This window comes from Candidatus Neomarinimicrobiota bacterium, from assembly GCA_022560655.1.
In the GTDB taxonomy this organism is placed as follows: Bacteria; Fidelibacterota; Marinisomatia; order SCGC-AAA003-L08; family TS1B11; genus JADFSS01.
The window spans coordinates 1-25,804 of the sequence record JADFSS010000029.1 but is presented as its reverse complement, the minus strand read 5'-3'; the positions used below and the strand labels follow the sequence as shown (position 1 = coordinate 25,804).

18 protein-coding genes and 1 pseudogene are annotated in these 25,804 nt (G+C 56.4%); 6 read left to right on the top strand and 13 right to left on the bottom strand.

The window, feature by feature from the left end; all coding sequences use genetic code 11:
* Nucleotides 1-649 precede the first annotated feature (649 nt).
* The 7 genes from IH971_06035 to IH971_06005 all read right to left on the bottom strand — a co-directional run bounded on the left by IH971_06035 (nt 650) and on the right by IH971_06005 (nt 9,066).
* Entirely contained in the window at nt 650-1,072 is a 423-nt protein-coding gene (locus IH971_06035) for a hypothetical protein (GenBank protein MCH7497390.1), read from the bottom strand.
* Between the two features lie 4 nt (nt 1,073-1,076).
* Nucleotides 1,077-1,511 (bottom strand): MerR family transcriptional regulator, encoded by a 435-nt coding sequence (locus IH971_06030; protein ID MCH7497389.1) that lies wholly within the window; start codon nt 1,509-1,511, stop codon nt 1,077-1,079.
* Nucleotides 1,512-1,742: 231 nt separating this feature from the next.
* The gene (locus tag IH971_06025; GenBank protein ID MCH7497388.1) at nt 1,743-3,008 is read right to left on the bottom strand and encodes a hypothetical protein; all 1,266 of its coding nucleotides are present in this window, start codon (nt 3,006-3,008) and stop codon (nt 1,743-1,745) included.
* The gene (locus tag IH971_06020; GenBank protein MCH7497387.1) at nt 3,005-3,748 is read right to left on the bottom strand and encodes an outer membrane lipoprotein-sorting protein; all 744 of its coding nucleotides are present in this window, start codon (nt 3,746-3,748) and stop codon (nt 3,005-3,007) included. The genes IH971_06025 and IH971_06020 overlap by 4 nt, the downstream gene beginning before the upstream one ends.
* 54 nt (nt 3,749-3,802) lie before the next feature.
* Complete coding sequence (locus IH971_06015) at nt 3,803-6,079, bottom strand: MMPL family transporter (protein ID MCH7497386.1); 2,277 nt, start codon at nt 6,077-6,079, stop codon at nt 3,803-3,805.
* Nucleotides 6,079-6,741 carry a TetR/AcrR family transcriptional regulator gene (locus tag IH971_06010; protein MCH7497385.1) on the bottom strand — a complete coding sequence of 221 codons (663 nt, stop codon included), beginning with the start codon at nt 6,739-6,741 and terminating at the stop codon, nt 6,079-6,081. The genes IH971_06015 and IH971_06010 overlap by 1 nt, the downstream gene beginning before the upstream one ends.
* Nucleotides 6,742-7,776: 1,035 nt before the next feature.
* Nucleotides 7,777-9,066 (bottom strand): MFS transporter, encoded by a 1,290-nt coding sequence (locus tag IH971_06005; protein MCH7497384.1) that lies wholly within the window; start codon nt 9,064-9,066, stop codon nt 7,777-7,779.
* A gap of 191 nt (nt 9,067-9,257) precedes the next feature.
* Here IH971_06005 and IH971_06000 point away from each other — a divergent pair, with 191 nt between their 5' ends.
* Complete coding sequence (locus IH971_06000) at nt 9,258-9,509, top strand: hypothetical protein (protein MCH7497383.1); 252 nt, start codon at nt 9,258-9,260, stop codon at nt 9,507-9,509.
* A 67-nt stretch (nt 9,510-9,576) separates the two neighbouring features.
* Here IH971_06000 and ugpC read toward each other — a convergent pair whose 3' ends face one another.
* The 6 genes and pseudogenes from ugpC to IH971_05970 all read right to left on the bottom strand — a co-directional run bounded on the left by ugpC (nt 9,577) and on the right by IH971_05970 (nt 15,758).
* Entirely contained in the window at nt 9,577-10,683 is a 1,107-nt protein-coding gene (gene ugpC / locus IH971_05995) for a sn-glycerol-3-phosphate ABC transporter ATP-binding protein UgpC (protein ID MCH7497382.1), read from the bottom strand.
* Between the two features lie 85 nt (nt 10,684-10,768).
* A pseudogene (locus tag IH971_05990) lies at nt 10,769-11,295 on the bottom strand (hypothetical protein).
* Nucleotides 11,296-11,329: 34 nt separating this feature from the next.
* On the bottom strand, nt 11,330-12,151 hold the full coding sequence (locus IH971_05985; protein ID MCH7497381.1) for a carbohydrate ABC transporter permease: 822 nt from the start codon (nt 12,149-12,151) through the stop codon (nt 11,330-11,332).
* On the bottom strand, nt 12,148-13,029 hold the full coding sequence (locus tag IH971_05980) for a sugar ABC transporter permease (protein MCH7497380.1): 882 nt from the start codon (nt 13,027-13,029) through the stop codon (nt 12,148-12,150). Before IH971_05980 ends, IH971_05985 begins: the two co-directional genes overlap by 4 nt.
* A complete protein-coding gene (locus IH971_05975; protein MCH7497379.1) occupies nt 13,019-14,302 on the bottom strand; it encodes an extracellular solute-binding protein in 1,284 nt (427 codons plus the stop codon). The genes IH971_05980 and IH971_05975 overlap by 11 nt, the downstream gene beginning before the upstream one ends.
* Nucleotides 14,303-14,465: 163 nt before the next feature.
* Nucleotides 14,466-15,758: a hypothetical protein gene (locus IH971_05970; GenBank protein ID MCH7497378.1), complete on the bottom strand. Its 1,293-nt coding sequence runs from the start codon at nt 15,756-15,758 to the stop codon at nt 14,466-14,468.
* Between the two features lie 921 nt (nt 15,759-16,679).
* Here IH971_05970 and IH971_05965 point away from each other — a divergent pair.
* The 5 genes from IH971_05965 to IH971_05945 all read left to right on the top strand — a co-directional run.
* Entirely contained in the window at nt 16,680-19,217 is a 2,538-nt protein-coding gene (locus IH971_05965) for a hypothetical protein (GenBank protein ID MCH7497377.1), read from the top strand.
* A gap of 88 nt (nt 19,218-19,305) precedes the next feature.
* On the top strand, nt 19,306-20,946 hold the full coding sequence (locus tag IH971_05960; protein ID MCH7497376.1) for a sodium/solute symporter: 1,641 nt from the start codon (nt 19,306-19,308) through the stop codon (nt 20,944-20,946).
* A 144-nt stretch (nt 20,947-21,090) separates the two neighbouring features.
* The gene (locus IH971_05955; protein MCH7497375.1) at nt 21,091-22,974 is read left to right on the top strand and encodes a Na+:solute symporter; all 1,884 of its coding nucleotides are present in this window, start codon (nt 21,091-21,093) and stop codon (nt 22,972-22,974) included.
* Between the two features lie 357 nt (nt 22,975-23,331).
* A complete protein-coding gene (locus IH971_05950) occupies nt 23,332-24,546 on the top strand; it encodes a glycosyltransferase (protein MCH7497374.1) in 1,215 nt (404 codons plus the stop codon).
* Between the two features lie 267 nt (nt 24,547-24,813).
* Nucleotides 24,814-25,804, top strand: a 991-nt coding sequence (locus IH971_05945; protein ID MCH7497373.1) for a VCBS repeat-containing protein, incomplete at its 3' end; no start/stop codon positions are given.

The window sequence follows — 25,804 nt, the reverse complement described above, 5'->3', positions numbered from 1 at the left end:
GAAGTAGGGAAAAGTCACAACTAAAGTCGTTTTCCCGGATACGGGCCGGATACGGCTTTTAACTTCTCGACGGTGAGGCAGGATACTCAAAATCCGGTGGGAGCAATCCCGTGAGAGTTCGAGTCTCTCCCTCGGCACAAACCATGTGGGACGAGAAGCTTACCCCGCCCGGCGTGCCGAGGATGGCAAGGTGCCTGCTGGCCTATTGACCAGATGAAGCTGCTCCTAGCGAATAGCTAACTCCTCCCGACTTCGCCGGGAGAACCGCTGTAACGCCACCCCGGCCCAGAGGGCCTCGATACCTGTTATCGGGTAGACTCCCGCAAGAGCGCTGTAGAGTGAGGTAGCCGCAGAGGCACCAGCGAAGACCAGAACGAACCACTTAGACCGGGGCTCGAGCCAGTAGGACAAGAACATGATGCCAGCGGCAATGGAACCGAAGAGAGTGAGCATCTCTAGCTCCTTGGTTTCACTGATTGAGGATCTCTATGTAGCGGACCTGACTTTGCTCGGTAGTTCGCGATCCTCGTTGGTCTTGGGGGCCAGTTTTCACTTTGGTAGCAACTGGCCAAGGTCGGCCATGTTCGGCCTCCTCGCCGGTTGCCGCAATCACCTGGCCCCACAGTACCTTCTTCCTCCGACTTTACTCTCAGCTGATGCCAATTTCCGCCCGCAGAAATTCCTTAACACCTTCACCCCCTGTTAACCGTAGCCAGACTGGCCCCTCTTCACGCTCGACCTCAAGCCCAAAGTTGAGGAAGCGACAGCAAAGACGCTCAAATGTGATGAATTCTGCCAGGGTTAGAACGCTCACCGTCTCTGCGGAATATCGGATAGCGTACCCATCAGGAAGTTCCTGAACCTCCTGGACTGCTGACATCATTTGCTGACCTAAGGCCTGATGACGTTCTCTTTGCTCGGGACTCAACACACCCGGCTCGCGCGTGCAGGCGATTGCTGACTCATTTGACTTTTCTGCTATGCTTATACTCATGGTGGTACTCTCCATTTTATGGGTTAATTGCAAGGGGAACAATCCAACGATGGTAATGAAACTAACCATTGACTTCATTTTTTTATGTCCTCAACGATTCGATTGCCATGCCGGTCTTGTTCGGTTGATAAATTTCATTTATGATGCACATGCCATCCGGGCTTTGCTCAGCACATTGCTGCTTGAATTCCAGCAGGGCACGCTTCATGGTCTGCAGTGATTGAATTTTCCTATCGATCTCAGCCACTTTCGACTCTGCGATCCGCTCAGCGGTGCTACAATCTATTTCAGTGGTCTCCAGCAGGCTCAAAAGCTCGCCAATCTCCCTTAGGGTGAAACCAAGCTCTTTCACATCCCTGATAAAGCGTATGCAGGAAACAACCTCTTGGGTGTATTGCCTATAGCCTGATTCTCTTGTCGGAGGTTGCGGGATCAGACCCCGTCTTTCGTAAAATCGGATTGTCTCAACACCTACTCCCGCGCGGCGCGCTGCTTTTCCAATCGTCAGTTGTTCCATAGTGACCTCGCCGTTTGTTATTCTGGACCGCGTCTGCTGGGAACTTAATCACCGTACCATAGTACGGAGTCAAGCAAAAAGTTTGATAAATTGCGAAGAGACGATAGGTTGCGAGTCTCAATGGCCAGGATACATTAGGCTAAGGGGCGCCGGATCTACATGTCCGCGACATTACAACTTTAATGAGCCCTTTAATCTTACGGCTGAGGGGTTTTTAGATATGCCATCAATTTAGAAGCTGTAACTAAGACTGATAGACAGATGAGAGAAGTCGGTCAAGTTGCTCAGATTGCTCCCGTCGTCTCCTCCAAACATGGTGAGGGCAATTTCCAGATCAAAGGCATCTTCCAGGTGAACCTCCACGCCGCCACCGAACATATATCCGGCATTGTCGAGATCGTACAGTGTCTGTGCCCGGACCGTATATCGCCCGTCGATCAAGTCCAGGGACACGTTTGCCATGATGGCATTTTGAGCGATCGCCGCAAATGGCATGCCCATCTTGGGCGGTATAAGATCCTTCTCGTTCACCTCTTCGCTTACAAATTCAGTGGGGGACAGCTGCACAACACCACTTTCGTCGATACCCGTGACGTAAGTGCCGAGATACTGTGCCATCCAGGTACTGACTGAGCCGGAGTAGTCGACTTGCGCCACGTACTGAATATATGGGTTGCGTACAAGGGGATCGTCGGCGTCCTTATCCTCGGTAAGAAAGTAGGCCCCCTCAACTCGAAGCGCCCAGTCCCCTAGGAAGGTGACCAAGTCGTATCCAATTACTTGAGTTCGGAGGTACCCAAGCGCAGTCGGAAATGGTTGCGTCTGAAGAAAAGGAGAGAAGGAGCGGTCGAACCCCGAGAAATAACTAACCGAGATGTCCATGAACGAGGTCGGTAATGTGGCTCGTAGACCGAATTCACTATTACCAATAGAGCGATCGGGTATCATAATCGGTAGAGCATCAGCAGGAGAAGGTCCATCGCCAAAGATGGGGAAATCGGGTTCATTGAGCGGCAGGCGGTTGGGCTGGAACACCGGCGTAATCACTGCATCGATGGTAATATTCCCCAGGTAGAGAATCGCCGAGCCGGCCACCACGCCCAGTTTTCGATCGGTGCCAGGCAAGAAGAGGTAGTAGAAATCGTACGGATTGACATTGTCGGTGGGGTTGTTCCCATCGACGGCCCCCCAGGCCAAAATCTGTTTGCCGAACTTGAAGTCACCCAGATCTGTTGTGATCTCGGCATATGCTTCCCGCACATCAATCACGGCGGCATTGGTGTTCAGGCGGTATTCCAGTGCCGTGCTGAAGTACAAACCAACGCGGTGACCACGCTGCTCGCCGTTGAGGGTCACAAATCGGTGGGGCAATGATAGATAGCGCCGATCGGTCGTCACCCGAATTAACGGATTGACCTCGCCGTGAACGGCCAATTGGCCCGAAATTGTCGTACTTAGAATTAGCAATGCTGATGCTAACTGACGAGTCACCATCATGGTAACCTCCGCAGGTTACGCTCGTGGAACAGTGAGAGCTCCACCCCTGTGTCGACCTCGATATTGTCGAAGATTATATCTGTTGTGTGGCTCGTCTGAACATTGCGAACCAGCATTTTGATCGGCAGCGAATATTGGCCGAATTCCCCGACCTCAATGGTACGTTCTTTCAACAATTCATCGCCTCGGTCATAGTATGATTCTTGCACCACAAACGCGTCAGACTTTCGCACTTTGGAAACAATCCTACCATACGAAGAGCGCAGTGAAGGATCGGGAATACTCTCAAGCGTCCAATACTCGACGCCATCTGTCGTTTCCTCGTGAAGTAAGTTGTAAGTGTAATCCTCGATCGTGCGACTGGTCAAATCTTCGAAGGAGAGATCGGAACCCATAAAGCTGCCGCCCTTTTTGCTCGATGAGATTCGGCGAATTTTTTTGAAGCCGGGCAGCCACATACGCATCTCATCCCCTGATTCCTTTTCAATGGTCAGCAGCGCCACGCCCCGATCATCGGCGGGGGCGGTGAACCAGAGGATCATGTGGGTGTCACCTTTGCGCACCGAGTGGGTCGTCAATGTTCTTCTAGAGCCGTTCTTGGCAGTCAAGATCATCGTCATGTCTGAGGTCAGGTCAACGGGCGAAGATCGCTCATCGATTAGTTTGGCTACCTCGTCAGCCGTCTGGGCCACTGCTATACCTGCTAACAATGGTAGTACAATAAGTAGGTTGCGAATCATTTTTAAGTCCTTTCGAGCAAAATGTTTGGTTCAGGATTTATCACGACGCCGATCTTAGGCAGTCACTTTATCACGCATAAGATGGGTAAGAGTCGCCAAAATGGTCAACGTACCGAGGGCGCATGAAACCATCGAGATGATCACCAACCCGCCCATATATTCCATGGGAACGAACTGCGAGAAGAGCAACGCCGAGAATCCAAACGATACCGCTGCCACATTGAGGATAATGGGATACCCGACGTCGTCGATTGTCGCCTGGCTCACCATATCACGATCCATGCCTTGCTTCAGGAAGTAGCGATATTGCGCAACAAAATGGACTGCAAAATCGACCCCTACACCTATGATGATTGAAGTAAGCAGTGCGGTGACGTGATTGAGTTCCAGGCCGATCCATCCCATCAACCCAAAGTTGAAGATGATGGCGGTGCCCAGCGGCAGGACGGCCAAGAGTCCCCAGCGGAGCGATCTAAAGAAGAACCACGAGAGCAGCACCACCAATATGAGTGAGACCGCTAGGGACCTAAATGAACTTATGATGAGCACATTCACGAAATCTTTGATAAACACGGGAAAGCCTGTAAATCGCACAGTGACATCGTTCGTTGGAATCCCGGCCAAATATTCGTTAATGCGATCGACCATTTCCATAAGCTGAACTGTTGAATTCTGCTTAACTGTCGCGGTGACCAAGCCTTTGCTGTATTCGTAATTGACAAACCCACTGAAGTCATCCGGGTCGCCGGACATGCCGTAGAGCGTGAGCAAGTTGGCTACCTTGTCTCGCGATTCGGGGATAATCTCAAAAGCAGGATCATCGTCCATTATCGTGCGGTGCAGCTTGCGAACAATGTTTGCAATGGATATGGTGCTGCCGACGTATTGTTCCTGCTCAAGGTGAGTCTGAATGTCTTCCATTACCGAGAGAACTGCCGGCTCTTTGAGGTCGCCACTAATTTCAATGGCCAGGACAAGCGTTCCTGAAAAATTGTCATCCACAAATTCCATGCTCTGGCGGATAGGTGATGCTGGCTTGAAGAATGTCAAAAAGTTGACCTCAACAATCACCATTGTAGCCCCTATCAGCGAGACGATTATCAATGCCATGCCGCCGCCCAATACGGCTTTCGGCCTACCCAACACCAACTGGCCGACGCGATGGATAATTTTTTCAAACGCACTCGCGCTGGCGAGTGCCTTGGCAGACAAGCGCCATTTTTTCATCGAGATCAGACTTGGCAATAAGGTGATAGACAGTATCCATGCCCAGGCGATGCCGAACGATATTGCGATGCCATAGCCGGTCATCACTCGCAGGGGGGCAGTAAGCAAGGAGATGAAGGCGGCGATCGTTGTAATCGAAGTTAAAAATATCGGCAGCATGAGAACGTTCATGGTTACCTTAAGAGCCTCGCGGGCATCGTCACGTTCGCGCATCTCTCTAAAGAATCGGGTGATGATGTGGACCCCATCTGCTGTTGCAATGGTCAGCAATATGACCGGCATGGAGCTGTTGAGGACCGTAAAGTTGAACTGATCGCTTCCTGTTAAATAAAACAGCCAGCCTAGAAATCCAGCCATCGCAGCGGTCGAGAGAATGGTAACGGTCAGCACCATGCCGAGGCCTGCTACTGATCGCAGGTTGACCAGTAGGACGAGCGCCAGTATGACCAGAGCAATGCGCATCAAACCAAAGACTTCCGTTCGGACTGTTTCGGAGATGATACCCCTCATGTACGGCATGCCGGCAAGGGAGATTTGGACACTTTCGGGGACAATTTCCAATGCATGGTCAGTCGCAGCCACCAAGTCTTGATCCGTCGCTCCGGCCCGGGGCCAGACAACGATCATGGCATAATCCTTATTGGCGGATAGGAGACGATCGGCAATATCGCTATTGGCCTCGAGGTAGGAAACCATGCTTGCGATGTCCTCAGCGTTAAGATCGCGGTACGACATGAGATCGCCAACCTCCATGAAACCGTCCACATTGTCGATGCGGTTAATGGTCGCCAGGCTCAGCACTTCATCGACCTTGGGATCGTCTTCAATCATGCGGGTGATATCCCAGATCATCGCCAATCGCTCGGCAGTGAAAAGCTGACCATCGCCGCCCAACGACACTAAGAGAGGTTCGGTGGCGCCAAATTGATCTTGCACCTCTTCCCAGACGATGCGAGAAGGCATATCATCCGGGAGAATTTTCAAAATATCATCCTCAAAATGAATAAAGCGTACGCCCGAGGCCAAAAACAAGCTGATCACGACACTGAAAAATGCGATAATCTTTGACTTTTCCATCGTCCAGCGGATGAGTTTCACTTTCATCAATTCTCCTCCAGTTCACGAGATATTCCTGCATAATACTGCTCGATACCGCCTATAATGGTGGCGGTGAACTGAGCCTTGTACTCGGGTGTTCTAACGGCTAAGCCATAAACGTCCAACACATTTTGGAATGCCGGTTCCAATAGAAAGGTTGCGACTATGGATGACATCATGATGGCAACCGACCGGACGACATCCTGATAGGGAAGCTCTTTTCGGTTTAGGTGGGCACATAATTTCGGCTCCCAAAGCTTGATGATCTCCGGCCCCATCACCCGTAATACAGGGGCGATATGCCGGGCACCGGCGGCTATTTCCCGTGCTAGAAAGGAGCGCAGATGTCCCTTACGACTCGCCGTTAGATCGGCATATATATCATATACCTCGCCGATGGCTGATTCCAGATCCTCAGCATCCCCTAAGGCCTTCCCGAGCTGGGAGAATACCTGGCCGGTCACAGATTTAATGACCTGCTCAAAGAGAGTCTGCTTGTCCTTAAAATGATAGTAAAGCATGAAATGATTGATGCCGGCCACCTTGGCAATGTGGCGCATGCTGGCCCCTTCATATCCCTTCTCGGCGAAGGTGTCCATGGCCGAGTCTAAAATTTTCTGCCGGTTTTCGGCTGTTTTTTCTCGGGTGCTATCTTTTGGGCGGGCCATAATATCGATTTCCGACTTTAATTTACCAATCGTTTGGTCAATTAGTCAAGTTAAATATTGAACAATTGGTCAATAAATCTATTTGTCGAGGAGAAAAAGATTATACTCATAAGCATTGAGAGTTTTTTGACTGGACTATTCCCAATAAGATGGAGCCCGTTGAAGGTTCTGGGGAATGATTGGGTCCATCGTCTCTGAATCGAACAGATCGCAATCATCACGGTGTATGTCGTCAAAGCATTGTGAGCTACTTGGGTCTAGAACTCTGAGCCACATTCCCGTTTCCAAGGTTTAGTTCACGCCTCATCCGAAGCGTACAGCCTGGTCACCGTTGGTCAAATTCCGGCCTCGATTTCCTGCCACTTTTTGTATTTCACAACGGGAAGTACTTGAACTGAATAATCATGTGTCATCGGATCTTCAATAGCAGCTGATGATAATCCGCACCCATCTTTGTCTGTTCTAGCCACTACATGACATTAACGGTCATCATCTTATTGCACAGTTAAGGGCGTCTCCCGTCCAGGAAAAATCGGACTCAAAATCCGCTGTCCGCAAGGACGTGAGGGTTCGAGTCCCCCCCCTCTGGGTGTTGCCCAACGGGCAGAGCTTCGGCACGACACTTATGGGACGAGAAGTTTATCCCGAGAGTCCCGACATTTCGGGACGATTCGGGAAATCCCCCCCCCTCTGGGCGTTGCCCAATGGGCAGAGCCTCGGCACGACACTTATGGGACGAGAAGTTTATCCCGAGAGCGTAGCGATTCGGGAAGTCCCCCCTCTGGGCGTTGCCCAACGGGCTGAGCCTCGGCACTCCACTTTTCCACTGAGCAGGGCAAGGCCGATCGTCTCATTGACAAATGAATATTGAAAGCAGCAGGGACGAGAACCTCACCGACCTCGCACATGTCGCGGCTCTTAGCGGTGCGGTCACAGCCTGGTCACAGTGACACCCTTACATGTTGTTGATCAACCTACGGTAAAGGTCTCATAACCTCATAACTGAACTCGGCAGGGGACTTGTTCACGCGAATTTCATGATGGTTTAACAACGGGCTGTTCTGTAGGAGGCTTATCGTCAAGTGGATCAACGGCGGCTAGATCATCCATGGGCAGGCATATTTTGCGCAGGACCATCAGCACCGGGATTACGAAAAGGCTCAAGAATCCACCGGTGATGTAGCCCATCGACAGGGACTGCCGCCGCGCCAGATAGCCAAGGCCCAGCTGCCCCCCAAAGCTGCCTCCACTCCCTACCAACGCGTCAAAGGAGACGATGGTGGCGCGCTGTTCCGACGGGATAAGCCGATGTATGAATGCCTGCCGAACGGGTCCGGCGAGACCCATAGCAACGCCTACAAGGAGATAAAGCCCAACCGCCAGATAGAAATTGTTTGCAATACCTACCCCTATGGCAGCCACACCCACCAGGGTGGCTGTAGCGATGAGGAGGCTGGTGCGCCGCTTAACCCTTTTGGTAAGATAGCCAACCAAACTGTTGCCGACAATGAATGAAATGGAAATCATTGCTGCGATGATACCGGCGACCCAGACGGCGTCTTCGCGCTGGAGAAGACCGAGAAAATAGGGCTGCCAGGCGTAGAAACCCCACATCATGAACAGCGCCTGAATAAAGCTGCCGATCATCAGCAGTTTCACCGTGGGAACCTTCCAGCCGTGGGTCAGGCTGGCGGCGGCGATAGTGCCCATTTCGCGGGGAACCTGTTTCCAGACCAAGGTGCGGGGCGCATAGCCGATATCGTGCATGCTGACCCACGCAACCAGAAATACAAGCGCCAATAATATGGAGCGTACCATGTATGGGAGGGCGAGGTCTAGCGTCCCTAAAAATCCACCACCAAGCGTGCCTACCAGCATGGCGGCACCCATGACCATCCCCCCACGGGCGAAGACCTTATCGAGATCACCCTTGTAGCCTGTGTGGGTGAGGGCATCCACCAGCCAAGCATCGACGGCTCCGGTGTAGAATGTGAATCCCAGGCCAATAACTACCGACATGATGCCGAAGCCTATCAGGCTGCCTGAAGTTTCTGCTATCCAGAGGTAGCCCAGCGTCCCAATGAGAGTGATGATAACGCAGAGCAGGAAGGAGGTTCTGCGACCGCGGGTATCGGCGAGAACGCCAGTGGGGATCTCAAAAAGAGCCATGCTGGCGGTGAAAATTGCGTTAGTGATGAAGACTTCAAAGATATCGAGGCCGGCATTCATGAGAAAGAGAGTGTTGACACCCCAAATCAGTGATGCTGACAGGTTGTAAAAACCGGTTATGACTAAATAATTGCGCTGGACTCGCTTCGGTGTCATGAGTTGGGCAACTTACATTGGGATGGAGCACGACGTTCACTGCAAAATCGTACTTCAAAAAAAACCGCGGATCAACTTACGCATCGACGCCAACCCGCCGCGCGCCTATGGACAACCGCCGCTGCCGCCCGCAACATTGGCGGCGGGCTCACCCCCAGCAACGTCATACATCACCACCGAGAGGTCGTGCCATGGAAAGATTCCTGATCGAGGCGCCCCACGGGCCGAAGGACTGCGCTCAGGCCGCGAAGATTTTTATGGAGAGCGGCTCCCACTTTATGACCCACGCCGACCACGGCTGCAAGGACGGCGAGCACCAGGACCGGCCAAAGGCGCTGATGGACAAGAGTATCCTTTCCATCTACATGCCGACAGACAAGATCGTCTTCAGCGTCAGTCACTTCCTGAAGACCAGCGCCCAGAGGCTGCGGCTGAGCCGCTAGGATGCCGGTGAACATGGAATCCGGCTCGGAAGCCTCCGTCAAGCTCTGTCCTGCCCGGCCGGGCCCACTAGCTGGCTGCCAGGCGTTCACCGGTTTCCGGGTGGAAGAGGTATAGCTTGGCCTCATCGAAACAGACCTGTATGGTATCCCTTTTGAGATAGCCCGGGTCGTAGCCAAGGCGCATGCAGCAATCGCTTCCTCCCAGTGTGAAGTAGACATAGGCGTCGCTGCCCACCGGCTCGATCACGTCGACGGTCACCGGAATGGGTTGGGTCACGGTTCGGTCGGGAGGTTGCTGGGCATCGTAGACGTGCTCCGGGCGGATGCCGATCACGACTTTGTGGGCCTGAATTTGAGCGGCCAGAGTCCCTACCCACTCGGGCAGGGGCAGCATCATATCCTCCGCAACGAACAGCCGACTATTCTCGGAACTCATTTGGCCGGAAAAGAAGTTCATCCCGGGGGAGCCGATAAACCCGGCCACGAACTGATTGGCCGGCTGCTCGTAGAGCCTGCGTGGCGCGTCGATCTGTTGAATGGCGCCCTCTTTTAGAACCACGATCTTGGTGCCCAGGGTCAGGGCTTCGACTTGGTCGTGAGTGACATAGATCATGGTGGTCTTCAGCCGCGCCTGCAGCCGACTGATCTCCAGCCTCATTTGCAGGCGTAGTTTGGCGTCCAGATTGGAGAGCGGCTCATCAAACAGGAAGACCTGGGGGTTCCTAACCAGCGCTCTCCCGACGGCTACGCGCTGGCGCTCCCCCCCCGAAAGGGCCTTCGGCCGTCGGTGAAGCAATGTCTCCAGCCCCAATATTTCCGCGGCTGACGCCACGCGTTCCCTGATCTCCTGCCTGGGAATCTTGCGGTGGCGCAGGGCGAAACTCATATTTTCGAATACGGTCATATGGGGGTAGAGGGCGTAGTTCTGAAAGACCATGGCCACGTCGCGGTCCTTGGGGGGAACGGCGTTGATGAGCCTGTCGCCGATAAAGATCTCCCCTTCAGAGATAGCCTCCAAGCCCGCGATCATTCGCAACAGCGTCGATTTTCCGCAGCCGGAGGGACCCACCAACACCAGGAACTCCCCGTCATCGATGGTCAGATCAATATCGTGTAGCGCCACAACATCATTCTGGTAGACTTTGCGGATGTTCTTCAGTGTGACAGCGGCCACGTCAGGTCGTCTCCCGAAGTTCGTTCAGCGACGCTCCTACCACCGTCTTGACGTCCGGACGGCGCAGAGGTTCAAGGTAGCGTCCCTAGCCCAGGCTGCCATGGTTCCTCAACCAGGCGATCAGTTCTCTGATGCTGCCCTCCGCCAAGGCGATACTGGTATCGGCAGCGCCATAATGCAGGCGCAAGGTATCACCGTCGTCGCGCGCTGTCGCGCCGCAGGGGAACACGACGTTGGGGCCAGCGCCACGACGGGCCCGACTTCGCCGTAGGCCGTGTAGGCTACCGCGTAGCGGGCCAGTTCCGGAAGATAGGTTATGCGGGGATCCTCAAGGCCCCAGTTTTCCTCCGGCTGGTTGTCAGGATCGGGCGCCAGGGTTGGCTCGGCATCGACCTCCCAGTCGTCTTGGCCATTCCGGGACCGGGCAGCGGTAAGTTGGGAGTGCCCCTTTCGATTTTCTACCCGGCACAGAAGCCGCGTCGTGCCGTCCGCCAGCCGGGTTGCGGCCGGATCAAAGACCGTACTCGCGGCATAGGGCCAATCGGCGGCCGTAAGGACGGGATTGGCGGGATAGCGGGTCAGCAGCGGTTTGTCACTGCGGCGTGGCGGCATTTGCTCCTCTTTCCTTGCTTCTCTGCGGTCATGCCTAGCCCTTCAACCCTGAAGTGGCCATGCTTTCGATGAAATAGCGCTGGAACAGCAGGTAGGCGGCAACCATGGGGATGGCCAGCAGGGTAGCCGCGGCCAGGATATTACCTAGCTGGGCCTCGGCCTGTCCCCCCACCGTGAAGAGCGCCACCATCTGCGGCATGGTCATCATCGTCTGGTCCCTGATAACGATGATCGGCCAGAGGACATCATTCCAGGTATTGACGAACGTGATCAGTCCCACGGTGATAAGTGCCGGCTTGGAGAGTGGCCAGACGATCCGAAAGAGGATTTCGACCTCTGTGTAGCCGTCCAGCCGGGCAGAATCGATGAGGTCTCCGGGAATAGCCTTGAAGGCCTGCCTGAAAATGAGTATCCCGAAAGCGCTCACCATGCCCGGGACTACTAGGGCCTGGTAGGTATCAACCCAGTGGAATTTTACCATGAGGATATACATGGGGATCAAAGTAATCTGAAACGGCATCATCATAGTGAAAAGTACGAGGGAAAACAGGAGTTCTTTACCCTTGAAAGTTAGCCGGGAGAGGGCGTAGCCGGTGAGCGACGAGAACACAAGCACGGATGAGGTCACCAGGGATGCGACCAGCAGGCTGTTGAGAAACGCGCGGGCAATGGGAATCTTGCTGAACACTGCCCGGTAACTGTCAAAGACGACTCGGGAGGGCAGCAGACGCAGGGTGGTAATCTCGATTTCGGGTTTGATCGTGCCCAACACCATCCAGAGGAAAGGGTAGATAAAGGTAATGGCGCCACCCAACAGCACCAGGTAAAATAATCCTCTGAGAAGCCGTCGGTTCATAGGTAGTCCCGTTCGACATATCTACGCTCTAACACTACCACCGCGAAGATGATCACTGCCATGGTGAAGCCCAGCGTAGCCGCATAGCCCATCTTGTAGAAGACGAATGCTTGTCGATACGTATACAGGTTCATCGACAATGTGCTGTTGAGCGGTCCCCCGCCAGTCATCACGTAGGGTTCGATAAACAGCGAGAAGCCATTGATGGTGGAAAGGATAATGACCGACAGGAGGATGGGGTTAAGCATGGGGATGGTGATCTGGAAAAACTGTCCGAGCCTTCCGGCACCATCCAGCATCGCTGCTTCATACAGTTGCCTGGGAATGCTCTGCAATCCCGCCAACAGCAGAATGATATAGAGTCCTACGTTCTTCCACGTGGCCATGATGGCAATGGCCGGCATGGCGATCCTGGTGCTGGTCAACCACTCCACCCGGGGCAGGCCAACTGTGGAGAGCAGAGCGTTGATGGTGCCGGTTTCCGAGGCATACAACTGCTTCCACAGAATGGTTACCACGACGCCGGAAACTACTACGGGTAGAAAGTATGCCGCGCGAAAAAAACCCCGGGCGCGTATCTGTTGATTGAGGATCACCGCCAGCATCAGGGCGATCCCCACTTGCAGAGGGATATGGATCATCAGAAACCGGATCGTGTTCCACAGCGATTTCCAGAACAAGGCGTCCGTGAGAACAGTGGAGAAATTCGTCCCTCCGATCCACTGCATGGGCGAAAGCAGGTTCCATCGATGGAGAGTGAGGATCAGGGAAAAAATCACTGGGAAAGCGGTGATGACCAGAAAGTGGAGCAGGTAGGGCGTTACCAAGATGTAGGGGATTGATTTCTCGGTCGTGAACTTCACGGTGCTACCTGGAATCTGACCTTGACCGATAACGTTCCCGTTCGACCAACTTGTTTATGTTGCGCTGCATATCCTGGACGGCCTCCGCAACCTCCTTGGCGCCCCAAATACTGGCGGCTTCGAACTCCTGGGATATGATATCGAATATCTCCTGCAGGTAGATGCTGTGGTCGGTGCCGGCGGTGTAAGTCAGCTGGTCGGCAAAGATTCTCATCATCGGCCGCTCGGCGAAGTAGGCAGCGAAGTCAGGATCGGACTGGATATCGTTTCGCAACGGCAATTGGTCCGAGATTTCCAGCAGCCGGCGGTCGTTGGCTTTACTGGTCATGAATTTGACGAATTCCCAGGCTTCGGCCGGATAGCGAGTAGTGGAGAAGATGACGATATTCTTGGCATCGCCGTAGCTATGCACAGGTCCTTCGCTGGCAGTGGGCCGGGGCAAGTAGGTGACGCCGTACATCTGGTATTTGTCGGGCCGGTAGCGCTGCAGATGGCGCATGAGCCAGGGTCCGGATACCTTGAAGACCAACTTGTCCAGGAGGAATATTTCCTCCTGGAAGATGGATCGGGGGAAATAGCCTGCCGCGTAGTTCTCCCGGAAGAAGCTGAGCACCTGGTGGGTCTCGGGCCGCTCCAGGTTAACCACCCCGTCCTGCATCAGGGTCTCACCAGCGGTGGCCGCAATAAAGAAGGTGTAGAAATCGAAGAAGCGCTCGTACCATTTTGGCAACAGATTCGGGTCGAGCATCCAGATGTCGAAGTGGCCGTCACCGTTGATATCCTTTACCAGTTTGGGGCCCAGCGCCAAAAAATCTGCGTAGGTGACCGGTAACTCGTCCACGCCCGCCTCGGCCAACAGGTCGCCGTTATAGTAGAGCATCAGCGGGTTGGCTTTCCACGGCATCTGGTAGTAGCCGCCGGCGGGGGACCGGAAGCCGTCCTGCAGCAGGGCCGGCACCCGGGAGGTGAGCACCGAATCAAAATCGGCGAATTGGCTCAGGTCCAGCACTGCCCCGGCCTCCCGGTACTGCTCAATGACCCCGGGCCAGACATTGGAGTAGATGTCCGGCGTGGTCTTGCCGACGATGGCCGCCAGTATGACTTCCTCACTGGACTGGCCCGCCGGCACCGGTTGGAAAGTAACCGGAATACGGGTAGTATCGGCGTTCCATTCTTCAACGATCTGCCGGGCGAACTCTATCTCGAAGGAATTGGTGGCACTCCAGTAAGTCAGTTGGCGCTGCTGGTCGGGCCGCCCGCAGCTGAGCATCAGGGCAAGTCCACACACCGCAGGATACCAACGGTTCAATGGAAGCCTGCCTCTGTTGACGGGATTGCGCAAATATGGCTCGCTTTAACCGAAAAGTGCGTTCAGGGACGGACGGATTGTATCTAAGCCGGCAAGCGATGTCAACTGGAATCGAATCGGGTTTCCCGACGCATGGTGCATCTCATCGACCTGGATCATCCGGCTGCCGCTCAGGTTCGTTTTGTATCGGGTGGGCAAATTGCAGCGCCTGCAATGCCTCGATGGTAGATTCAGCGCCGCTGTTCAGGTTCACTTCATCCGGCCCGTTTATCCCGTCGTAGCAGCGACCGGTGGCAGCGTCATACATGCTCTGGCCGGCCCGATTATCACCGCTAAACCAGCCCAGCAGGCGTTGGGCCAGGCGGTTATAGCGGGTCTGACCAGTGAGGGAGGCCAGTCGATGAATCCCCTTAAAGGATGAGCCAATACCATAGGCAATTTGCGGAAAGGGCACGGTGGCTAGCTGCGTAACTGAAGCAGCCGTCACCTCCCATAGATAGCCCTGGTCGGCCTCCCAACGCAAGAAACCGTCGGCCCATCGCTCGACCGCTTGCAGCAGCGTGGAATCCTGACTGAAGGAGAACGCCTCCAGCAGTGCCAGCGCCTGGAGGTTGCCCCAATTGTGCCACCTGTTATTCCAGGAATAGAACATGCCATCTGCCGGGGATTCGGGATCGCGGAGCTGGTACGTCATGAGCCCTTCCGCCAGCAGACCGATCTGCTCACGATAGTCCAGCTCGGAGTGGCGCGTCATCTTCGCCAGGGCCAAGAGAAATTCGGCCGACATATCCGGCGCATCCTGTGGCAACCAGCTCGCGCGCTGGCCGTGGGCCGTCGGGATCAAGGCCGGGTAGCCTGCCAGACTCGCCTGGAGGTGACGGTCGGCACGCTGAAAGCGCGTCTGGAGGGCACCGGCAAACTCGGGGTCTCGATCACGAAAGATGCAATAGGCTGCCGCCAGCCCACGCAACCCTCTCGCGGCCCACCAGCCGAAGCCGGCAGCGCTGTTCCGGTGGGTCGTGTTAATGGATCCGTCCGCCCGTATGAAATTGTACCAAAGACCGTCTTCGCGCTGCATCTCGAGGAGGAATTGGGTCAGACCCCGGGTTAGGGGCAGCAGGTCGCTATGGCCGTAAACCAGGATCTCGGTCTCCAGAACCTCCAGGAGCCGGCCGACATCGTCAACCGCTGAAATGCCTTCGCCAGAGGCTGCCACCGGCTTGTAGGCCGGATGTTCAGCATAAATGTTGACATAGGTCACCTGCCGACCGCCCATTTGCAGCGACTCCACCAGCGCCAGGATATGATTCAGGTTTACCGGTGAGCGAAGCGGTTTCACCTGATCGGTTGATGGCCTGTCCGCCGCGATGAAAGTGACCGCCACCATACAGGCACCTGCCAGTGCGCGACGCCAGTTTGCTTGTGCTCTGCCCATTGATCTAACCCTCCCGGGATTCTGACGGCGTAGCACCCATTGAGTGCTAGCTTACGATGACCACAGCCCCGGATCGAAGCTTTGTGCAGCTGCTGCGAATCCGGCCGGGGGCCGCGGCTAAGACGCCCCCCTCTCGGGCTGTCGGCGGATACCGGCCCGCGAGGCGCAGCTGGCAAAGGCAGGGGTATCCTGGTCTGTATTACCCGAACCGGATTCCCGTCAACGGCGCAGCCGAACACGAACGGCTGCGGCGGCATCAGCTTCGTCCCCGATCCTTATCCTCACCTATCCCTGTGGGAAGCACTTGCATTCCAGTCTTATCCAACGTATACTTACTTTCAGTACTGCCGTACCCGGCGGCACAAAATTGATTATCCAAGCGACCGGCCACGACTTTCACAGTCATCAAACGTGACGGCGGCATGATGTCAAAAACCTTCTGGTCCCGGTCCCGGCCGGAGCGACCAAGCGCGGCTTTCCCTCCAGAGAGTGAGTACCAGCATCCAGCGAGCAGACTGTGCCAGGCCGAATACCCCCCAACTGCGGATAGATCAAGCGGAGAGTTCGCGCTAGGCCGGCGCGACAGCTGCGACTTCCCAGGGTACCCCGACCAGGCCGGAAGGGCTTGAATCCGTGGTGGGATTCGACTGGTATGCGGAGCAGACTGAACTTGGCGGTCGGGGGCGTCAATGCCCACAGGTGGCAGACCCCGCACATCCCGTTCGATTACCTTGTTGCCCGCTGAGACCATCCCTTCGCCTGGGCCATACGGCCACAACCGTCGGCAGTCTCCGGACGCACGGAAAACCGCTCCGCCTCGTGGGAGGTGAGTTTTGACACCCTCGACCAGTCGTTGAACTCCAGGGGGAGCGCTATGGGGACAGCTGGTTAAGGAATAATGTGAATGGCCAGAGATATCCCTTGAAGCCCCCTCTGCTGTTGATGTTGACCCTGCTTTACACCAGCGTCGGCCTCGTTTCCTGCGTACAAAAGACGACCCCGGTCCAACCGACGCTTCCCATTCTCGAGTTCCCACAACAAGGTCTTGATGACAGCGATGCCTACCAGGGGTACACCACCCGCTTCGTACGGGATTCCGATGGGAATACCGTGCAGCTATCCATCGACCGGCGCTCAGGTCGCGTCGTGAATATCTGGGCCGATGCAGTCAATGAGAGCATTGCCTTCACACTGCGTGACACCGCCGGTCAACCGGCCGCTATGCGGTGGGACTCCCCGGGGGTGGAGCTGTCTGCGCGGGCCCCTTGGCGCTATCTGCGCTACACACTGTCGATAGAGGCGGGCGGGGCGGGTATCGGGCTGTACCTGCTGGGATCCATGCGCCAAGAGCGCGACTATCAGTATCATAAGGGGAATCTGCGCCCCTTTACCAGCGGTTTACACGTAGAGCAAGAACTTCGCACACTGCTGCAGAATCTCAAACGACTTCCGCCGCCCAAGCAAGACCGTCTCATCACCCTGCTCAATGCTCAAGACACGCAAGAGTTGCGTACCCGTCTGCTCCCCCAGGTGACCTACCACCAGAGTGAATCGAGCGAACATGTGTTGGTCGAGCAGACCACTTTTGACGGCCGGAATCACCTGTCCCTGGAGCTGAGTGTGGACGGACAGCAGGCGACCGTTGCGCTCACCAACGGCATCATGTCGATCCGTCCCGGCGGAAGCGGGCCCCTTCAGCTGACCGTCCTGATCGGGACGGATTCTCCTTCCCTGACCCCCCTGCGATCCGATGAAATCTTCAATCGAGACTTCCGCCGCTTCTACGATCGTGCGGAAACCGAGGCCGACAACCTGGCGGCAGAGTCCAGTCTGGACGCAGCCAGCTTGGCGGGGCAGGAGCGCTGGTTGCGGTTTCAATGGTTACGCCGCCAGGTGCGCGGCGTTGAACTCCTGGCATCGCAAGAGAAAATCATGGCCGGGCTGCCCAACTTCGCCACCTACTTCGGTCGCGATATGCTGCTGTCCGCGCTCATGCTGGAACCCATCTGGATCCCCGCCATGCTCGAACATGTCATCGCTTCCGCTTTGAGGAAACTGTCCCCCTCGGGGAGGGTCAGCCACGAGGAGGCGCTGGGCAATCAGGCCATACGAGAGCACGCCGCCGAATTCAACCACCTGGCCGGACAGTTCTTTTTGCTCAGAGACCGGGGCGACGAACCGGGAGCCGACAGCGTTTTTGCCTCCGCCACCAAGATCCTCACGAACATGCAGGCTGTGCGGGAAGCCTACTCCATGGTTGATGAAGATTTTCAGCTGCCGGTGGTAGCGGCACGCTACCTCACCAGGCTCGATATTTCCGCCCGACAGAAGCGCCGCTTCCTGCTGTCAAAATCGGGCGACGGCGCCCCCGCCTCGCGGCTTTCACTGTTGATGCGCAACCTGGGTCATATTTCCAGCCTGACTCGCCGTTATGTTGAACAACCTGTGACCGAGAATCTGATTGCATTCCCCCGGATCGACGAACGACGCTGGTTTCCCGGCAGCTGGCGGGACAGTGGGGCCGGCTACGCCAACGGTCGTTACCCCATGGATGTCAATGTGATTTGGGCACCCAAGGCGCTCGAGTCGGTGGGCCAGATACTTGCTACCCTCCGCGAGCTGGGCTGGTCCAATGACGAGCTCGAGTCACTCGCCCCGGAAATCGTCGGCACGGCGATACAGGTCTACGCCCTAGACCCCGAGGCATTGCAAGCCGCGCTCAGCGTTTGGCGGGGCACTGCCAAGCACTTTAGCGTCAGCTTCTCATCGCAGGAGGTTGAGCGCAGAGTCGGGGAGCGGATAAGCAGGTTTACGGCAGCAGAACGGACCTATTGGACCGAGGTTCTAACCCATAGCGACGCCCATCCACAAGGCGTCACGTTCCTGGCCCTGTCCCTGGATGAGGAGGGTGTCCCCATCCCCGTGGCGAACACCGACCCGGCGGCTCTCTGGTTCTTGGAGGACTTCACGGCCGACATCCTGGAAGGACGTCGAGACCCTGCAGAACTTCTCGCGGGACTCGATATGTTTGTCCGGCCCTATCCAGCGGGTCTGTTTGTGGAGGGTTTGGGACCCTTGGTTGCAAATGACGCCTATGCACCCGAGGCTGTCTGGGACAACTTCCGTCGAGACCCTTACCATTCGCCCCGGGTTGTGTGGGGCCGGGAGGTAAACCTGCTGCAGCTGGGACTCGCCCGCCAGATCTCGAGCGCTCTCGATTCGGAGGGCCGGGTCAAGGACCCGCGGCTGGATCCTTACGTCCGCGAATTGCGATCAGTCCTGGCCAAGACCCTCACCGCCGTGGAATCTTCCGGACTCAGACACAATGAGCTGTGGAGCTACCGAATCGTGGACGACGATTTAGCCCCCATCCGCTACCCCACCAGCTCCGACATCCAGCTCTGGAACCTTACAGACCTGGCGGTGCGCTACGCCCTTGCCCGCATCCCAAACCTGTGAGCCGCGAAACTCTGACTGTGACCGGTCCCAGGCGCCTTAGATTCATCGTGACAGCAGAACCCTACCAAGTATGATCCCCAAGGCTTCGATAAACTCTCTCGACGTAGTGATTATCTCCGCCTACTTCTTGGCCGTATTCGGCATCGCCTATTGGGCTGCCCGGGGCAAGAAGAAACGGAGTGACGACTACTTTTTGGCGGGTCGGAACGTGGGCTGGCTGGCGGTCGGGGCCAGCCTCTTTGCCTCCAATATCGGCAGTGAGCATCTCATTGGGCTGGCCGGTGCCGGCGCCTCCGGCGGTTTGGCGGTGGGACATTTCGAGTGGATGGCAGTCCTGATCCTACTCATGTTGGGCTGGGTATTTGCCCCCTTCTACCGGAGGAGCGGCATTACTACGATGCCCGAGTTCCTGGAGCTGCGCTATAACTCCGCTGCCCGGACCTACCTGGCGACCGTCTCCGTGATCGGCTACGTGCTCACGAAGATAAGCGTGTCGCTGTTCGCCGGCGGTCTGATCATCCGGGAATTGACGGGGCTGGACATCTGGACAAGCGCAGGGATCATTGTCATTGTCACCGGCATCTATACCGTGGCTGGTGGTCTGCGGGCCGTCATCTATACCGATATGATGCAGGCGTTCGTCCTGATTCTCGGATCGCTGGCACTCACCATTCTGGGATTGATGGAAGTTGGGGGTTGGCAGGGTTTGAAAGCGGCCGTGCCGGCGGATTTCTTCTCGATGTGGAAGCCCGCCAATCACCCGGACTTCCCCTGGACGGGAATCATTTTTGGAGCGCCTATTCTGGGGGTGTGGTATTGGTGTACCGACCAGTATATTGTTCAGCGCGTGCTCGCGGCCCGCAACCTGAAAGAGGCCCGGACCGGAACCATCTTCGCCGGATTTCTAAAGATCCTCCCGGTGTTCGTTTTTGTGCTGCCAGGCTTGATCGCTGCCGCACTCTTCAGCGGCTCGGCCGAGGGTGTAGGGGATCATGCCCTGCTGGCACTCGTCACACGCGTGCTGCCGGCAGGGCTCACCGGCCTGTTCATTGCGGGGCTCATGGCGGCGCTCATGAGCTCGCTGAGTTCGGTTTTCAATTCGTGTTCCACGCTGATCAGCTGGGATTTTTACAAGAAGATGAAGCCGGATGCCACTGACGCACAGCTTATCACCGTGGGTCGCATTGCCACCGGCGTGCTCGTGGTCCTCGGGTTGCTGTGGATACCCTTGATGAAACATATCTCATCCCAACTCTACATCTACCTTCAAAGTGTCCAGGCCTACATCGCTCCACCGATTGCCGCCTGTTTTTTGCTGGGGCTGTTCTATCCCCGGCTAAACGGAAGCGGGGCCATCTCATCGCTCCTTACCGGGTTTGTGCTCGGTGCGCTGCGACTGGTGCTCGAACTGGTTCACGGGGGTGACCACACGGGTCTGGCTGACGGCAGCCTGTGGGCCTGGATCGCCGAGATCAATTTTCTCCATTTCGCGGTCCTCCTGTTTGCCATCAGTAGCGCAGTACTTGTGATCGTGAGTCTCTTGACACCGCCTCCGCGAACGGAGCAGATTCAGGGCCTGACCTACGCGACGGCCCTTGCGGCCCCTGCCGGGGCGTCAGCGGGCCTGGACGTCGGAGAGGCACTATACTACCCCGGGCGCAAAAACCAGATCATCCTTTCAATCGTGCTTGCTGCAACTGTTGGCGCCCTGTGGATCATTTTCGCCTGATGCCTTGTTCTGCGGGCTTGCCGATCAACAGAGCCAGCGTCCCCAGACGGGCTCTGAACAGGCGGAGCACCCCACCCGCCCAGCTGCCAGCATCCAGAAACGTGGCCAGGGAGAGAAAGTGGCCTCGAAATCCGTGCCGCGCCGATGATTGATCTGCTGATCGTACTGGCCTTCATCGCCTACAGCATCTCCAACGGCCTTCGGGCCCGAGCGCGGGCTTCCGAAAACCTTGAGGAATACTTTCTGTCCGGGAGGACCCTCCGCGGCTGGCGAGCCGGCATCAGTATGGCGGCGACCCAGTATTCAGCGGGCACGCCCCTGCTAGTCTGTGGGCTGATTGCCAGCGGCGGCATCTTCCTGGTCTGGAGGCTGTGGATATATGGCCTGGCCTTCTTGATGATGGGATTCTTGCTGGGAAAGAGTTGGCGCAGGGCAGAGGTCCTGACGGATGCGGAACTTACGGAGATCCGCTACAGCGGGCGGGGCGTTTTGGCTCTCAGGGGACTCAAGGCAATATACTATGGGACGATCATCAACTGTGTCGTCATGGCCATGGTTCTGGTTGCCGCCACCCGCATTTCAGAGACTTTTCTGCTCTGGCACGAGTGGCTCCCCACCGGTATGTATACTACGATTTACGGCTGGGTTGCCGCTCTGGGGATCAGCCTGTCTTCAGAGGCCACGGGTCTTGAGACCTACATAGCTACCACCAATAACGTCATCAGTATCGTGTTGATTATTGCCTTTACGACACTCTATTCTACCACGGGTGGGCTCCGGAGTGTGGTGGCCACCGATATTGTACAGTTCACCATTGCCATGACCGCAACGCTCATTTACGCCATTATTGCGGTGAAGGCGGCCGGCGGGCTGGGGGCGATGGGTGACAAACTGGTGGTGCTTTATGGATCGGTCCGTGCTGGTGAGATGCTGTCATTCAGTCCCCGAGGGTGGGAGGCCTTTGCCCCATTTGCGGTGATCATCAGTCTTCAATGGTTCTTCCAGATGAACAGCGACGGCACGGGCTATTTGGCCCAGCGCACCATGGCCTGCCGCACGGACCGGGATGCGCGGATTGCGGGCTTTGTTTTCACGTGGGCCCAGATTCTGCTGCGGTCACTGCTCTGGCTGCCAATTGGGGTGGCATTGCTGATCATCTATCCCTTCGATCCCGCGACCGCCGGAGGCGATGCCTTTGTGGCCGGCAGGGAGCTCCTGTTTGCCACGGGAATCGATGACCTGCTGCCCGTTGGCGTCCGCGGATTGATGCTGACGGGGATCCTGGCGGCATTGGCCTCCACTCTCGATACCCACCTGAACTGGGGCGCCAGCTACTGGAGCAACGATGTTTACAAGCGCATTATCAGCGAGACCTGGTTGAAGCGAACCCCTTCGGCCAGGGAACTGGTCGTGGTGGCCCGGTTATCCAATATCCTCATTCTCGCCATCGCCCTTACGATTATGGCAAATCTTGGGTCCATTCAGAGAGCCTGGCAAATCTCGCTCATTTTTGGTGCCGGGGTGGGATCCGTGCTGGTGCTGCGGTGGTTTTGGGAGAGGATCAATCTATATTCCGAACTCTCAGCCATGGTGGTTTCATTGGTCCTTGCGCCCATTCTCCTGCTTACGGTGCAGCAGGACTGGCTCAAGCTCCTTTTGATGTCGGTTCTGTCCACCCTGACCGTCCTGATTGTGACCTGGTTGACACCCCCAACGGACGAGAGTGTCCTCACAAGTTTCTTCCGGCGAGTCAGACCTCCGGGCTTCTGGAGGGAAACCGCGCTGAAAGCGGGGATCGATCCAGAGGAATCAAAGCGTGAGTTCTGGGAGGGATCGTATCTGGTCATCACGTGCGGGCTGTCGGTATTTCTGCTCCTGACGGGGATCGGGAAATTGATTCTTCCTGCCCTCGACAGCTCCCCGCTCTATCCTTGGGGCCTTATTGCAGGTGGCCTGGCAATCATTCCCCTGTGGTGGAAAAAGGTGTTCAATCCTGGCACCGACGCAATGTCAAGTCCTTCTCATTGAGCACAGACCTAGTGACCCAAAATCCACTGAATCGGGTCTCATGCGGGTGCTCAAGTACGGGCTGTCGCCATGTTCCCTTATTCGCCCCAACCGGTCTACCCCATGGGTGGCAGACCTACGCGACGGGTTGAGCCGCTTATGAGAGCCAGCGGCAGAACTTGATGATAGCCAGACCCTCGCAGAGCGTCCCTGCCGGCGAGGATGCCAGCAGGGACCGTTGTAATCGCTGAGGTTGTTCGTTGCAGCGCCTGCGTGAATGCGGCGAGCGGTATGATCATGGAGCTCGTATGTACCCGTGCTCAAGGGGTTGGATGAATAGAGCACGTGGCCGGGCTGTTGGCGGCGAGGATGAATAGGATCAAGAGTCTTGAGGACTACAGCGACGTTGTCGCCCATGACGTGCTTGATGAGATACGGCAGGCGGCAAGCCGACTGTCCGGCGTTACTGTGCTGCACGTAAATGCCACTTCATACGGCGGCGGCGTGGTCGAAATCCTGGACAGTCTCGTGCTCCTCATGAATGATTTGGACGTCAGGACGGATTGGCGGGTTATCCACGGGACGCCGGACTATTTTGAAGTAACCAAGAAATTCCACAACGCTCTCCAGGGTGAGGACGTCACCTTCAGTGCCAGCGAACTGGAGCTGTACAAAAGAACCAATGAGAAGTTCAGCGCTTTTGCCTTCCTGGATCACGATTGTGTGATCATTCACGACCCCCAGCCTCTGGCCCTGGTCCATTACACGCAGCACACGGCCCCCTGGGTATGGCGTTGCCATATTGATATCACGCGTCCCAATGAGCTGGCTTGGGGCATGCTGTCGCCGTTCATGCTCCAATATGAACGCATGATCGTATCCTCCGAAGGCTACCGGCGACCGGATCTGGCGATCCTGCAGCAGGTCATGGCTCCCTCTATCGACCCCTACTCGCCCAAGAATAGGGCGCTGTCGGAGGAAACCATTCGAAGTCACCTGGAGCGGCACGGCATCCCAACCGACCTACCCCTGATTACGCAGGTGTCCCGCTTAGATCCCTGGAAGGATCCCGAAGGCGTCCTGGCAGTATTTGAGCAGGTGAAACGGGAAGTCGATTGCCGCCTGGTATTCTGTTACAACCTGGCCAGCGACGACCCCGAGGGTACTCGTATCGAAGAAAGAATGCTAAAATTAGCCCAGCCGTACCTTGCGAAAGGGGAGGTCCTTTTTGTCCGGGGAGACGATCCGCTCCTGGTCAACGCTCTGCAGCGCCATTCCAGCGTGATTCTGCAGAAGTCCACCCGCGAGGGATTTGGGCTTGTCATCACCGAAGCAATGTGGAAAGGTGCGGCCGTCGTGGCGTCGAATGTAGGCGCAATACCTCGGCAGATCGAAGACGGCGTAAACGGGTTCCTGGTGGAGCCGACGGACACAGTGGGTTGCGCCGCAAAGGTCGTTCAACTGCTCACCGACCGTCAGCTGGCCGCCGAGATGGGCCATGCTGCCACGGAGTCAGTCCGGAAGAATTTCCTGATCACGCGCCACCTGCTGGACTACTTAAACCTGATCGCCGAGCTCATCGACCGCCCTTGAACGCAATTCGCCATGAGCATCCCCATCTCGAGCCGGTCGACATCCTGTTTTCCGGTGGGTGGCTCCCACCGCGAATATTCAGTATTTTAAGCCTGGACATGTTAAATTTCCGGATACCGATGATGTAGTTTCGGTGGGCAGGTACGTGGGCCACGCTCAAAGAACATAAGTGGCGCCGTTTATGCGATGAGGAGCCGGTGGGAGCGACGCCGCTGGCGTGAGCCAGAACCCTGCTGCGAACCGTAGTATGGTAGGGCAGAGAATCATATGAGTATCCGTGATGTCATGCTGGTGGTCATTGCGTGTGGCGTGCTGGGCATGCCCTCCGGGGCGGAGGGCAAGGGAAAGGTGAGAAGTGCCATCCGCTTTGAAAACTTGCGGGAGCAGGTGGGAATTGATTTTATCCACTACGCCCCCCGCCCCCGCTGGTGCGAGATTGGACCCACCCTCAGGGGCGCTGCTACCAATGAGGCCCTGGAATTGATCTTCCTGGAAGGGAAAGAGGCCTGGAAATCTCGGGAGCGGCTCCTGAACCTGGAGGAGTTCGCCCACCTCCATCTGATCAAGATGAATGGCTCCGGGGCGGCCTGGCTGGACTATGACCGCGACGGCGACTGGGACCTCTACCTGGTCAACGGCCAGGGGCCGGGCCAGATAAGCAATGCGCTGTACGAGAATCTGGGCGGAAAATCCTTCCGACGTAAAGTCTCCGGCGCCGAAGATCTCGGCGAGGGGATGGCTGTCTCAGTGGCCGACTATGACAATGACGGCTATTCCGACCTGTTCGTCACCAACTACGGCAATTTCATTCTCTACCATAATGGTTCTGATGGGACATTTACCGATGTGACCGCTACGGCCTTTCCAGAGGGGCTAGGGGATCGCTGGTATGGCGGGTCAGCATGGGGAGACTACGACCGGGATGGCGACCTGGATCTGTATGTCACCGCCTACGTGGACTTTGCCTGGCGTCCCGCGAATACCAGTCTGCGCTTCCCCATGGACTTTGGGGGGCTGCCCAACACCCTTTACCGTAATAACGGGGACGGCACCTTTACTGATGTGACCGCTGCGGCAGGCGTTGGGGATGCCAAGCGCAAGTCCATGCAGGCGATCTTCTCGGACTTCAATGACGATGGCTGGCCCGACATCTTTGTGACCAATGATACCGATGCCAACAGCCTCTACCTCAACCGCGGGGATGGCACCTTCAAAGCCTTCTCGGGGCCCAGTGGGCTGGGCACGACCGATGGACGTA